The following is a 12,634-nucleotide window of genomic DNA, read 5'->3' as shown; positions in this document are numbered from 1 at the left end:
TGGGACCGCCGGCCCGTCGGAGACCGCAGACTCGGCGGACGACCGGATCACGGACGGTGCCAGGTGAGCGCGGAGCAGTCATTCGACACGGACGTCCTGTCGTCGGGCGAGGGCACCGTGCGGTGGGTTGCCGCCGACTGGGACCACCCCGACGCGCTGGCCCTGCGCAACCGGATGGACACCGAACTGCGGCCTCGTTACGCCCCCTTCGACGCCGAACGTGCGGGCCGTCGGCCGGCGCCGCCGAGCGCGGCTGAGATAGCCGTCACCTGGCTCGCGTACAAGGGTGCGAGGCCGCTGGCGACGGCCTCCCTGAGGCTGCTGCGCCGGCGCGACGGTGCGGACCTCTACGAGGTCAAGCGCGTCTACGTGCACGACGAGCACCGCGGGCGGGGCCTTGCGAGCGCGGCGCTCGACGCCGTGGAGAACAGCGCCCGCGCGCTCGGCGCCGACCGGCTCCACCTGCAGACCGGGAAGCTCCAGCCGGAGGCCATGGGGCTCTACGAACGGCAGGGCTGGCACCGCGTCCCCTGCTATCCGCCCTACGACACCGACCCGTTCAGCGTCTGCTTCGGCAAGCACCTGTGACACGGCCGGGGCGGCCCACCAGCAACCACCTGAAGGAGCGAGGATGACAGTCAACGACGTCGACCAGGGCAATTTCGTCCAGGAATGGGAGCAGTGGCACCGTGAGCACGAGGAAGTGCTCTCCGCACCGCACGGGTTTCTCGCCATCACGAGCCTGCACTGGCTGAGCGCCGAACCGACCCGCTTCGAGGACGCACCCGGGACGTGGTCCAGCACGCCGGACGGGGTGGTGGTCGAGCTGGCGGAGGGCGAGGAACTCACCGTCGACGGCGTCGCGGTCCACGGCCGGCACGACTTCGGCATCATCGGTGAGCGGGACAGTCTGTTCCCCGGCTCCGGGGACGCGGTCATCGAGGTCGCCAAGCGTGGCGGACACGACATCCTGCGCCCGCGCCACCCCGAGAACGCGCTGCGCACCTCGTTCACCCGGACCCCCGCTTACGCGCCCGACCCCCGGTGGATCCGTTCCGGCCGCTTCGTTCCGTTCGATCCGCCGCGCCCGGTGACCGTCGGCGCGTCGGTCGAGGGCCTGGAGCATGTGTACGACTCCCCCGGCCAGGTCGAGTTCGAACTGGCCGGTGAGGTCCACCGGCTGACGGCGTTCAACGGCAAGCGCGCCGGCAGTCTGACGGTGCTGTTCACGGACAAGACGTCGGGGGTGACCACCTATGCGGCGAACCGCTCCCTCCAGGTCGCGCCGCCCGACGCCGAAGGGCGGGTGAGCATCGACCTCAATCGCGCCGCGAATCTTCCCTGTGCCTACACCGATCTGGCGACCTGCCCTCTGCCCCCGGCGGAGAACCGTCTGCCGGTCGCGGTAGAGACGGGCGAGAGGATCCCGCTGGAGCGCGGCGGACAGCCCTGATCCTGTCCGGCTGGCAGCCCGCTCGCCCTCGGCGCCACCCAGGACCTGCCCTCGGGCGATCCCGGCTCGGGCAATCACTGGATCAACGACGACGGCCGCTCCAGCGGATCGGGCAGCGTGACCTACGGCGGCGCCTGGAACTCCGGCACGGGCTGCGCGGCCCAGTGCTTCTGGGGCGACGACCACTGGAGCGACAGCACGGACGCCTCGGCCTCGTTCTCCTTCACCGGCACCCGTATCGTCCTGCTGTCCGTCAAGGACACGGGCAACGGCTACGCGGACATCAGTATCGACGGCGGAGCGGAACAGACGGTGGACTTCCACGGCCCCCTCCGCATCGGGGAGGCCGTGCAGTACAGGAGCCCGCGACTCGAGTCCGGGGCCCACACCCTCCGCGTGCGGGTGACCGGTCAGCACAACTCCGACTCCCAGGGGTCCTTCGTGAGCGTCGACCGTGCCGAGGTCTATGCCGACTGAGGCGGTCGGTCGGCCGGGGTGTGCGGATCCGGTCGGGACAACGTCTCGGACAGTGGCAGTCCGTCCCGCGCTGCGGCGAGCTCCACGCGCCCGCAGTGCGGCGCGCGTCCGCGGACGGTAGCCGGGCTCCCTGCCGCATCCGCACGCCGACCGGCCTTCGTAGCGCAGTCCTTCGCCGAGCAACGCCGTCACCACCGACCGAGCCCCGGCATCGCGCCTCGGCGGAGGAGCGAAATCATGACCGGCGCGGAGGAGAGGTCGGGCACAGTCCGGGCAGGGGTGCTCCCGGCTCGGATCCGGGTGCTGCTTGAAGCTGACACGGCATGAGACACATGCGAGTGCAGCTTTGTAGGAGGTCTCGGCGTAGAAGCGCACACGGTCGCCCTACCGAGCGGAAGCCACAGCCGTCCGAAGGTGCGCCGGACCGGAGCCGCACACGGGACCGTCAGGAGAAGTCCAGCACCAGGCGGCCGCGCAGCCCGCCGGCTTCCAGCCGGCGGTGGGCCTCGGCAGCGTGGTCGGCGGGCAGCACCTCGGCGACGCGCAGTGTCAGGATGCCTTCCTCGGCCTGACGGCTCAGCGTGCGCAGCCGCTCGGTGTCGGTCAGCGCGGTGGCCACCAGCACCGGATGCACTCGGATGCCGCGCCCCGACAGGGGCTCCGACGAGTCTGACCAGCCCCGCAGTTCGGCCAGTGCCCCGCCGTCGGCGACGGCGGGCAGGACTTCGGTGGTCTGTATCGAACCGTCCACGAGGCCGGCGACACCGTCGGGGGCCAACGCGCGGATGCGGGCGGCGACTCCGGCGCCGCGCTCGACGACGTGGTCGGCGCCCGTATCGCGCACCAGGTCGGTGTCCTTCGGGGCGGCGTCCGCGACGACCGTCAGCCCGTCGGCCTTGGCCAGCTCGATCGCGTACCCGCCGACGGCACCGGCCGCGCCGGTCACCGCCACGGTTCCGCCGGGCGGTACGGCCAGCGCGTCCAGAGCCATACGGGCGGTCAGGGCGTTCATCAGCAGGGTGCTCGCGGCGGGGAAGTCCGCGCCGTCGGGGGCCGGAACCACCGATGCGGCGGGTACCACGATCTGTTCGGCGTACGCCCCGCCGTGCGGGCCGGTGGGCAGCACCACTGCGACGACCCGCTGACCCACGGCGAGCCGGTCGTCGCTCCCGGGGCCGAGCTGATCGATCACACCCGCGGCGTCCATGCCGGGGACGTACGGGGGCCGGCTGTCCGGCGCCATATGCTCGGCGTACACACCGCTCCGCACCGCGATGTCCGTCGGGTTCACCGCGGCTGCCCGCACGCGGATGCGTACCTCGCCGGGACCTGCATGCGGCGCGGGCAGTTCAAGGACCTGCAGCGCTTCGGGACCGCCGAATTCGTACACGCCTATGCTCTTCATACCGGGGTGCAACCAGCCCCGCCCGCACGGCATTCCATGGAACCTGCCCCGTTTCCGGCGTCCGTGACGGCCGGGAACGGGGCAGGTGCGGGTCTACGGACGGTCAGGAGGCGACGAAGTTCGCGACCTGGCCCAGCACGACGGTGTCCGCCAGGTACCCGATGTGCGTCTGGCAGACGACGTTGTTGTTCGTCGCGCCGTCCAGCCGGGTGCTGGTGTACGGAAGGATGATGCCGTCGCAGGCCGAGTACCACGTCGCGTACTTGGTGTCACCCGGCGTTTCGTCACCCGAGGTGATCTGGGAGATGAACGAGGAGCCCGGGTACATCTGCTGGCAGGTCGTGTAGACGAGGCAGGCGCCGGCGTACGTGGTCCCGTGGTTCGCGCCCGCGATCGACGCGAGGTGGCTGACGCTGGTGTCACCGCCCAGCACCTTCAGGTAGTACTGGCTGACCAGGCCGCCCATCGAGTGGTTGACGATGGCGACCTTGCTCGCGCCGGTCCTGGACTTCACGTCATCGACGAAGGTGGCCAGGCCCTGGGCGTTGCTGATGTTGTTGCCGTAGGAGTTGTACTCGTAGGCGAAGAGGTCGGAGCTGGACCAGCCCTTGAGCTGGAAGACGCTTCTCGCGGTGACCCAGTTCGAGGCGTTGCCGGTGTACCCGTGGACGAAGACGACCGGCGTGCTGGTCGACAGCGGCCGGGCCGCGGCCTCGGTGGTCCGTGCTGCCGAGGTTGACGTGGCGTCCGCGGCAGGGGCCGCGCCGGCCGTCGGGGCCGAGGAGAACAGGGTGAACGCGACCGTGGCGGCCGCGAGGAAGCCGAGTAGCCGGCGGGGCGAACGACGCATGGAGCACTCCTGACGGGGATGCGGGTGCCTGACCCGACAAGAGTCGGGGCCCGCGGCGTCGGCGCCATCGGTGAAATCACCGGCGTTCGCCGGCGGCGCCCGGGGCTCCTGGACTTCTCGTCCTCGCCGGTGCGCGCAACGGCCCTTTTGCCGTCTCGGCGAGGACGTGGACACTGGGAGGAGCGAGGCGCCGGCCGCCGGATCGGAGGCAGAGGCCCCCTCTCCGCCCTCGGGGCCGGAGCATGGTCTGGAGGCCGGAGCATGGCCCGGAAGGCCGTGAGCGCCTGGAAGGCTGTGAGCGCATGTCCGCGATCGGGAGCCGACGGTGGCGTACGAATCCGCTGCGCCGGGGAATCGATGTCCTCGAGGCACGGCTGTTCCTTCTCCTGTGCGCCCTGGTTCTCGTATGCGCTTCGGCGATCGGCATGGCACAGGGCTGGGGCGCCCTCGACGAGGGGCGGTCGGTCGCCGCCGAACAGCGCGCGGACCGGCACCCCGTGCGCGCCGTGGTCCTGCGCGACGCCGCCAGGTCCGGCCCGTGGGCGGACGAGTCGGGGCGTTCCGAACGCGTCTCGGTGCCGGTTCGCTGGGCCTCCTCCCCCGGTGGCGACTCCACCGGGGGGAACGCGCTGGTCGCCCCGGGGACCAAGCGCGGGGAGAGCACGAAGGTCTGGCTGGACAGCCAGGGCCGCCACACCTCCGCCCCTCTCGGGGACAGCGACGTGTGGGCGGACGCGCTGCTGGAGGGCGGGGGCGGCGCGGCCGTCACCATCGGCGTCGGCGTACTGACCGGGCTCGGGATCCGGGTGGTGTGCAACCGGCGGCGGGCGGCCGGCTGGGAGACGGAATGGAGCAGGGTGGAACCGCAGTGGAGCCGACGTGTCTGAACCCCGACGCGTGATTCAACCTCTCCCGTTCATCCCCTGTCCCTCGCCCTGCGCGGCTCGCCGGGCACGGTGATCACCGGGCATTCCGCGGATCTGCCCGTATCCACCTTCGCGGAGACGGCCGTCCCGGGAAACGCCGCGCGGTCCCGCTCCTCTGATCTGAGCCTGCCGCGCCGCGGCTTCCAGCCAGTCCTCATCGGTGTCGCACCGAACGGCCGCCGTCACCTCAAGACCCACGGAACCGACCATGATCGCGCCGGATCCGCCGCGTCCACGGTTACCCACGACGATGGAGTCGTGGGGGCCGGTCGCTTCGTGCAGGGCCGGGACCGGCTCCCTGCGACTGAGCCGCAGGCATGCGTCTTCCCTGGCGGGCCACGCTCAGTGGCCGCGGACGACGATGCGCCGCCCCGTCACCCTGTCGGGTGTCACCACGATCCATTGATCCCGCTGCCCACCGGCCCACGGAGAGGAGGTGTGTGCGGCCGTCTCGAGCCGCTGGACGGCCTCCGGCTCGGTGACGGCCCGTGCCTCACCGACGATCAGCACACTCCATCCCCGGCTGAAGGCGTCGTCGATGTGGTCCACCTCGAAGGCGGTCTCGTGCCCGGCCGCCTCCACCGGGCCGGAGTCGGGTGAGGTCCGGTAGGCGACCTCTTTCCGGGTCGCGACGTAGTTGACGGGGAAGACGGCGGGGCCTCGCTCGTCGCCGACCACCACGCGCCCCACACCGTGGGTCCCGAGCAGTTCCCAGCACTCCTCCTGGTCCAGCTCCACCAGCTCCGGGTGGTAGGCCGCCCGGCCCACACCCGGTGGCAGGCCGACCGTGCCCCCGGTGAGCTCGTCCACCGTCGTCTCGAGCGCATTGGCCAGCCGCACCATGAAGCCCATCCCGTGGGCTCCGGGCTGGGTCTCCACGTACTCGATGTATCCGGGTGCGGAGGCGGTACGGAGCGCGAGCTCCCTCCGGGACAGCCCCAGATACTCGCGCCGCGCCGCCACACGTCTGCCGATGTCGCCCACTGCCGGTGCACCGGGCCCGTGCGGGGCCTTCTGCGATCGGTCGGCCATGACGCTTCACCTTCCTGCGGTCGGACGGCGGAGCGGGCGCCGCGCCCGCCCACGACGAGCCGGCGGCGCGACCGCCGTCAGTTCACGCTAGGCACGGATGCACGTCACCGCACCACGGCCGAGGACGTGACGCCGCCCCCGTCCCCGCTGGCGCGCCACCCGGAGCCCGGGCACTGTGGACGGAGAAGGACTCGGACGAGCGATGAGGCGGTCATGGACAGCGATACGGAAACTCCCCGCGTCGTGGTCGGTGTCGACGGATCCACCCCGTCCCAGGAAGCCCTGCGATGGGCGGCTCAGCATGCCCAGCTCACGGGTGCTGTCGTCGAGGCCGTGTGCGCCTGGGACACCCCGTCGGAGATCGGCTGGGCAGGACCTGCCACGGAGGCCGGCTTCGACCTGGAGCAGGCGCGGCTCCGCTTCACCGAGGGGATCCGCTCGGTCTTCAGTGAGGTCAAGCCCGCCGAGGTACGCGAGATGCTCGTCCGCGGAGACCCTTCCGAAGTGCTGGTGCGGGCCTCGGAAGGGGCGGAGCTGCTCGTGGTCGGCGACAGCGGACGGGGCGGTTTCGCCCGGGCCATGCTGGGCTCCGTGAGCCAGCGCTGCGCACAGCACGCCAAGTGCCCCGTGGTCGTGGTCCGGGCCAACGGGGACAGAACCTAGAGGACCTTGGCCAGGAAGGCCTTGATCCGGTCGTTGTCGTTGCCGGGTGAGAAGAACTCCTCGGGCGGCAGGTCCGCGGCTATCCGGCCGCCGTCGATGAAGACGACGCGGTCCGCGACCTTCCGGGCGAATCCCATCTCGTGGGTGACCACGACCATCGTCATGCCGTCCTTGGCCAGACCGCTCATGACCTCGAGGACGTCATGGACCACCTCGGGGTCCAGCGCGGACGTGGGTTCGTCGAAGAGCATCAGCTGCGGGTCCATGGCCACGGCCCGCGCGATGGCGACGCGCTGCTTCTGGCCTCCGGAGAGCCGGTTGGGGAAGATGTCCGCCCGGTGGCTCATGCCCACCCGGCCGAGCAACGCACGGCCTCGTTCCTCGGCCTCCTCACGGCTGCGCCCCAGCACGTTCATCTGCGGCAGCACGACGTTGCGCAGCGCGGTCATGTGGGGGAACAGGTTGAACTGCTGGAAGACCATGCCCATACGGGAGCGCAGCTGGTTGAGGTCGGACCGCGTCGCGCTGAGCTCCTCCCCCGCGAACACGACATGGCCGGTGGTCGGTGTCTCAAGCAGGTTGAGACAGCGCAGGAAGGTCGACTTGCCTCCTCCGCTGGGCCCGATGACGGCGACGACCTGGCCCGGCTCGACGGTGAAGTCGATGCCGCGCAGCACTTCGTGGTCGCCGTACGCCTTGGTGACGCCGTGGGTTTCGAGGAGTGCCATCAGACATACACCGCCATCTTCTTTTCGATCGCCTGGGTCGCGGATCCGATGAGGTTGGTCAGGACGTAGTAGAGGAAGCCGATGAACAGATAGACGGTCAGTGCGTCGAACGTGCGGGAGATGATCGTCTGGCCGACGAGGAAGAGTTCACCGATGGTGATGAAGGAGACCAGTGCGGAGTTCTTCGTCAGCGACACGAACTCGTTGCCCAGCGGGGGCAGCATGCGCAGGAACGCCTGGGGCACCACGACATGGCGCATGGCCGCGCCGTGCGACATGCCGCAGGAACGGGCGGCCTCGATCTGGCCACGGTCCACCGCCTGTACGGCGCCGCGGAAGATCTCGGTGACGTAGGAGCCGCTGTAGAGGCCGAGGGCGAGCACCCCGGCGACCATGGGCGACAGTTGCAGTCCGAGCTGCGGCAGACCGAAGTAGATGAAGAACAGCTGGACGACGAACGGGGTTCCGCGGATCACCGAGACGTAGGCGTTGCCCAGCCAGCGCACCGGAAGGACCTTGCTGAGCTTGGCGAAGCCGCCGAGCATGCCGAGGATGAGGCTGAGGCAGAGCGACAGGAGGATGACCATGACGCTGACCAGCAGACCGTGCCAGATCTGGTCCCAGGAGTCCACGATCGTCGACGGGTTGAGGAGAGGCTGGTCCTTATCGGACTTGGCCGTGTCCTTGGCGGCGAACCACTTGTCGGTCAGCTTCGCGTACGAGCCGTCGGACTTCATGTTCTTGAGTGCGGAGTCGAACGCAGCGGTCACCGCGGTATCCGACTTCGGGAAGGCGTAGCCGTAGTTCTCACCGGTCAACCGCTTGCCGACCTGCTTCAGGCCGCCTTGCTGGGCGATGAAGTACTGACCGCCGGGCGCTCCAGTGACGACGGCGTCGGCCTGGCCGAGCTTCACCGAGGAGAACATCTGCTCGTTGGTCTGCACGGTCACGGGCTGGGCGCGGGGCTGGTGCTCCTTGAGCCACTCCACGGACTTGGTGCCGACCTGCACCGCGACCTTCTTACCCGCCAGGTCGTCCAGTACGTGCACGGAGTCGTCGTCATCGGGGACGAACATCGCGAGCCCACCGGGATAGTAGACATCGGTGAAGTCCACGGCCTTGGAGCGGGCGTCACTGATGTAGATCGCCGAGGCGCCGACGTCCATCTGGTGGGCCTGCAGCGCCGGGACGATGTTTCCGAACGGCATCTGCGTGAACGTGACCTTCTTGATGCCCGCTCGCTCGGCCAGTGCCCGGACCAGCTCGACATCGAAACCGGTCTTGCCGCCCCCGGCCTCGGTGAACTCGAAGGGCGGGAACGTCGCGTCGGTACCCACGCGCAAGGTCGCCTTGCCCGAGCGGAGCCGGTCGAGCTTCTGGGCACCCTTCTCCTGGCTTCCCTCGCCTGCCTGGTCGGCGAGGGCGGGCGAGGCGCCGGCCAGCAGGAGGACCGACGCGAGGAGCCCGGCCAGGACGGCCGCGGCCCTTCGTCCTATGCGTGCTTTTACCATGTTCAACTCCATTCGGACCGTGTGTGGCGCGGACGTGACGCCCGGTGGCCACCGACGGGACGGGGGCGTGGTCAGCCGACGGGGGCGGTGGCCGTGCCGGTGGGCGCGGTGGCACGGCCGCGGGCTCGGTGGGCGCCGACCGTGAGGGTGTGGGCGAGCCGGGCCGCCAGCCCGGCGGTGCGGTGGTCGATGTCGTAGGCGGGATTCAGCTCGACGATGTCCGCGAGCGTGAGTTTCGGGTCGGCTGCGATCGCCTTGCAGATCTCGACGATGACCGTCGGTGGGACGCCGACCGCGGCGGGCGCGCTGACACCGGGGGCGGACGCGGCGGGCAGCACATCGAGATCGATGGTCAGGTACAGCACGTCGACGGATTCCACGAATCGCGCCACGAAGTCGAGCACCTCGGGAAGATGCCGCTCCTGGCACTCCTCGTCCGTCCGGTACCGGACGTTCAGGGCGTTCGCGGTGTCGAAGAGGGCTGTGGTGTTGCTCGGCTCGCTGATGCCCACGACCGCGTAGGTGAAGGGCGCGCCGCGGTCGGCCTCCAGGTCGGCGATCTGCCGGAAGGGGGTGCCCGATGTCGCCCGCGTCGCCTCGCGCAGATCGAAGTGCGCATCGAGGTTGAGGATGCCGAGCCGCCGCCCGTCCAGGGCGCCTCCGGCGGCGAGCCCCTGGTAGGAGCCGTACGCGGTCTCGTGACCGCCGCCGAGCACCAGGGGGAGATGGCCGGCGCGGACCAGCGAGGAGACGGCGGCCGCGAGCCGGTCGTGGCCGTCCTCCAGGTCCTCCGCCACCACCGTGACGTCGCCCATGTCGTGGACGACGATGCCGGCGTCCAGGGCCTTGGACGCCAGGGCCCGGCGGATCTCACCCGGGCCGTCGGCCGCTCCCCGGCGCCCGCCGTTGCGGCGTACGCCTTCGTCGCTGCGGAAGCCGATCACGGCCGTGCCCGGGGTGGTGGCATCGTCCGCGTTGACCGCGGAATGCCAGCGTCTGTGCGCCGCGCCCTGACCGTCGACACGCCCGGTCCAGGCGGGGCGGGCGTTGGCGTCGGGGGTGGTGACAGGGCTGGGGGGCGTGTTCATGTGCAGTCCGAATTCATGGCAGTGATGTGGCCGAGGCGTCATGACAGGGGTTCGTCGAAGCGACTGATGTCCTGAGCCGCGGCGTGGGTGAGGGTGAGCAGGGCCTGATGGCTGCGACGCACCCGGAATTCGGGTGCCATGGTGCTGACGGTGCCGTTGACCTGGCCGAGCCGGTCGAAGACGGGCACGCTGACTCCCCATACGCCTTCGTCGACGGCCCCGGTGCTCACCGCGTATCCGCGGTCGCGGACACGCCTCAGTTCCAGGTGGAGTGCCGCGACGCGTTCGGCGGTGAGCTGGTGGGCCTCGCTGACCTCGGCGATGCGCTCGGCGGGAAGGTGGGCGAGTATCGCCTGCGCGCTGGCTCCGAAGGTCAACGGCTTGGTCAGGCCAGGAGAGAAGCTGCACTTGATCACCCGCGCTCCCTCGGCGGCCTCGACGCACAGCACGTGGTGACCGCTGGGAATCAGGAAGGCGGCCAGCTCCTGGGTGTCGGCCGTGAGCTGGGTCAGCCGGCGCTTCACCTCGCCCCCGCTGAGCATCTCGCGACGGTAGTTTTCAGCCATCTGAACGGCGAGCGAGCCGGCGCAGTACCGGCCGCGGGTGCGGGTGTGGCCTGCGAGGCCGAGCTGCACGAGATCGTTCAGGTGCCGGTAGACCGCACTGATGGGGATCCCGGTACGTCGGGACAGATCCTGGGCCGTCACGGTCGTCTGCTCGGCGAGTGCGGCCAGGATCACGCCGGTGCGGTACCCCGGCCCCTGTGGAGTCGTTCTCGATGTCACCCGGTGGACAGTAGGGGTTTGTTTCGGCCATGCGGGATCCGTCCACCCACTGGATGGGAATTTACCTATCGATCAGTGGGAAGTGCCCACGCCCGACGGACTCCCTGGCCCGCCTCGTCCTCGACGTCACCCGATCAGGGGACGAGTTCTGGAGGCCCGTTGTTCGGTGCTTGTTTGTCCGGCGCTCACGCGCGACACCGAACAACCTCCCACCGCTACAAAGAGGCGGTGGCACCGAGCACGGTGCCACCGTCCGGTGCGGTCCGGGAGGGAGAGGGAGATGCTGAAGCACGTACGTCGACGCTGGGCTGTGACCATCGCGGTCGCCGGCTCCCTGTCGGCCGGCCTGCTCGCCACCGGCGGGTGTTCGCAGGGCGACAGCCCTGCCGGGCGGGTCCGCCACGCGGTGCGTGTGACAGGCGAGGCCGCGACCCTCGATGTCGCCGAGCAACTCCTGGAACGTGACTGCATGGAGAAGCAGGGGTTCCGCTTCTGGGTGGTTCCGAAGGCCCCGGCGCGGCGCTCCTTTCCGTACGTCGTCGACGACATCGCCTGGGCCAGGAAGCACGGATACGGCTCCCGGTTGCGGGCGGACCTGGAGAAGGCCGGATCGGCCGATCCCAACCGGACGTACTTCGGGTCGCTCCCTCCTGAGCGCCGGGCAGCTCTGGCCGGCGCGCTCAACGGGCCGCGTCCGACAGGGCTGCGCGCGACCCTGCCCAGCGGCATCGAGGTCAGCCACAGCGATCAGGGGTGCACCGCCGAGGCCGAGCGCCGTCTCTACCACGACCTGGCCGCGTGGTTCCGGGCCACACGGGTCACGGACAACCTGGGCGGGGCCCGGGCGGGGATGGTCGTCCAGGACGAGCGGTACCGGGAGGCGGCCGCCCGGTGGAAGCACTGCATGCGCGGTAAGGGGTACGCCTTCGACACGCCCGCTCAGAGCGCGGAGGGCGCGCTCGATCCGAGCCGCGGATTCACCCACGAGCAGGAGATCCGGCTCGCCGTCACAGAAGCCGGCTGTGCGCACAGCTCAGACCTGTCACGGGTGGCCGCGTCGCTCGACAGGGAGTACGGGGCCCGGCTCCGCGAGCGCTACTCCAAGGAGGTGGGTGACCTGGCCCGCCTCAGGCGCGAGGCGCTGCCTCGTGCCCGCGCGGTGATCGCCCGAGGGTGAGAGACACCGCGCCTCCACAGACAACCGCGGCGATCCCGCCACGGTCGAACCGAGAAGAAGCAGAAGAAAGCATGGGACAAGCATGATGATCAGGCACGTTGTCATCACCGGTGTCGCCACGGCAAGCCTGGCGTTCGCCTTCACACCCGCGGTCGGCGCTCCCACGCAGGGGTCCCACGCGCCGGCCGCCCAGGCCCCGGACGGACTGCTGCACGCCTGGACCGATGCCGGAGGCAGGGGGCATCACTGCACGTGGGGCGGGCCTTCGGACAACTGGGGCACGTGCCGGAACGCGGCCTCCGACATCTGGAACAACGGAACCGCCGTCACTCTGGACGCCGTCGACCTGTACTGGGGCACGAGCGGGACCGGTGCGCACGCGTGCATCAGTCGCGGTGACTCGTGGAACAACCTGCCGGTCGACATCCACAAGTTCACCTACGGCCAGGGTCTCGGCGGCTTCGGTGAGTCCGTCAACGACAACATCTCCTCCCACCGATGGGTGGACTACTGCTCGCAGGGCTGACGTCGAGCCCTGC

At 70.2% G+C, this 12,634-nt stretch carries 13 protein-coding genes and 1 pseudogene; 7 read left to right on the top strand and 7 right to left on the bottom strand.

Features of this window, described 5'->3' with window-relative positions:
- The first annotated feature begins 63 nt into the window (after window positions 1–63).
- The 3 genes and pseudogenes from AB0C75_RS16175 to AB0C75_RS16165 form a co-directional block, all read left to right on the top strand.
- Window positions 64–588 carry a GNAT family N-acetyltransferase gene (locus AB0C75_RS16175; RefSeq protein ID WP_362891159.1) on the top strand — a complete coding sequence of 175 codons (525 nt, stop codon included), beginning with the start codon at window positions 64–66 and terminating at the stop codon, window positions 586–588.
- 43 nt (window positions 589–631) lie between these two features.
- Window positions 632–1,453: a DUF1684 domain-containing protein gene (locus AB0C75_RS16170; RefSeq protein WP_362891157.1), complete on the top strand. Its 822-nt coding sequence runs from the start codon at window positions 632–634 to the stop codon at window positions 1,451–1,453.
- 18 nt (window positions 1,454–1,471) lie between these two features.
- Window positions 1,472–1,930 (top strand): annotated as a pseudogene (locus AB0C75_RS16165) (hydrolase); the annotation flags it as partial.
- 445 nt (window positions 1,931–2,375) lie between these two features.
- On the opposite strand, the gene AB0C75_RS16160 reads toward AB0C75_RS16165, so the two are convergent.
- Together AB0C75_RS16160 and AB0C75_RS16155 are read right to left on the bottom strand one after the other, a co-directional pair.
- Window positions 2,376–3,335 carry an NADP-dependent oxidoreductase gene (locus AB0C75_RS16160; protein WP_362891156.1) on the bottom strand — a complete coding sequence of 320 codons (960 nt, stop codon included), beginning with the start codon at window positions 3,333–3,335 and terminating at the stop codon, window positions 2,376–2,378.
- A gap of 103 nt (window positions 3,336–3,438) precedes the next feature.
- Entirely contained in the window at window positions 3,439–4,185 is a 747-nt protein-coding gene (locus AB0C75_RS16155; protein ID WP_362891154.1) for an alpha/beta fold hydrolase, read from the bottom strand.
- 302 nt (window positions 4,186–4,487) lie between these two features.
- Between AB0C75_RS16155 and AB0C75_RS16150 the strand changes: the two genes are divergently transcribed.
- Complete coding sequence (locus AB0C75_RS16150) at window positions 4,488–5,072, top strand: hypothetical protein (protein WP_362891152.1); 585 nt, start codon at window positions 4,488–4,490, stop codon at window positions 5,070–5,072.
- A 381-nt stretch (window positions 5,073–5,453) separates the two neighbouring features.
- Here AB0C75_RS16150 and AB0C75_RS16145 read toward each other — a convergent pair whose 3' ends face one another.
- Window positions 5,454–6,143 carry a pyridoxamine 5'-phosphate oxidase family protein gene (locus AB0C75_RS16145; RefSeq protein ID WP_362891150.1) on the bottom strand — a complete coding sequence of 230 codons (690 nt, stop codon included), beginning with the start codon at window positions 6,141–6,143 and terminating at the stop codon, window positions 5,454–5,456.
- A 213-nt stretch (window positions 6,144–6,356) separates the two neighbouring features.
- On the opposite strand from AB0C75_RS16145, the gene AB0C75_RS16140 reads away from it, so the two are divergent.
- Window positions 6,357–6,806, top strand: coding sequence for a universal stress protein (locus tag AB0C75_RS16140; RefSeq protein ID WP_362891148.1), 450 nt, complete (start codon window positions 6,357–6,359; stop codon window positions 6,804–6,806).
- Here the strand turns inward: AB0C75_RS16140 and AB0C75_RS16135 are convergent.
- The 4 genes from AB0C75_RS16135 to AB0C75_RS16120 all read right to left on the bottom strand — a co-directional run bounded on the left by AB0C75_RS16135 (window position 6,803) and on the right by AB0C75_RS16120 (window position 10,918).
- Window positions 6,803–7,534, bottom strand: a complete 732-nt coding sequence (locus tag AB0C75_RS16135; RefSeq protein ID WP_362891146.1) for an amino acid ABC transporter ATP-binding protein — start codon at window positions 7,532–7,534, stop codon at window positions 6,803–6,805. The genes AB0C75_RS16140 and AB0C75_RS16135 overlap by 4 nt on opposite strands.
- On the bottom strand, window positions 7,534–9,045 hold the full coding sequence (locus AB0C75_RS16130) for an ABC transporter substrate-binding protein/permease (protein WP_362891144.1): 1,512 nt from the start codon (window positions 9,043–9,045) through the stop codon (window positions 7,534–7,536). Before AB0C75_RS16130 ends, AB0C75_RS16135 begins: the two co-directional genes overlap by 1 nt.
- Before the next feature lie 71 nt (window positions 9,046–9,116).
- Window positions 9,117–10,133 (bottom strand): formimidoylglutamase, encoded by a 1,017-nt coding sequence (hutG, locus tag AB0C75_RS16125; RefSeq protein ID WP_362891142.1) that lies wholly within the window; start codon window positions 10,131–10,133, stop codon window positions 9,117–9,119.
- Between the two features lie 38 nt (window positions 10,134–10,171).
- Entirely contained in the window at window positions 10,172–10,918 is a 747-nt protein-coding gene (locus AB0C75_RS16120) for an IclR family transcriptional regulator (protein ID WP_362891140.1), read from the bottom strand.
- Window positions 10,919–11,198: 280 nt separating this feature from the next.
- On the opposite strand from AB0C75_RS16120, the gene AB0C75_RS16115 reads away from it, so the two are divergent.
- Both AB0C75_RS16115 and AB0C75_RS16110 read left to right on the top strand, forming a co-directional pair.
- Window positions 11,199–12,095, top strand: a complete 897-nt coding sequence (locus AB0C75_RS16115; RefSeq protein ID WP_362891139.1) for a hypothetical protein — start codon at window positions 11,199–11,201, stop codon at window positions 12,093–12,095.
- A gap of 82 nt (window positions 12,096–12,177) precedes the next feature.
- Window positions 12,178–12,621 carry a hypothetical protein gene (locus AB0C75_RS16110; RefSeq protein WP_362891137.1) on the top strand — a complete coding sequence of 148 codons (444 nt, stop codon included), beginning with the start codon at window positions 12,178–12,180 and terminating at the stop codon, window positions 12,619–12,621.
- The last annotated feature ends 13 nt before the right edge of the window (window positions 12,622–12,634 follow it).

Source organism: Streptomyces sp. NPDC048565 (assembly GCF_040650935.1).
Classification (GTDB): domain Bacteria; phylum Actinomycetota; class Actinomycetes; order Streptomycetales; family Streptomycetaceae; genus Streptomyces.
Note: the sequence above shows the minus strand (reverse complement) of the source record. Positions and strands in the feature narration are given on the sequence as shown.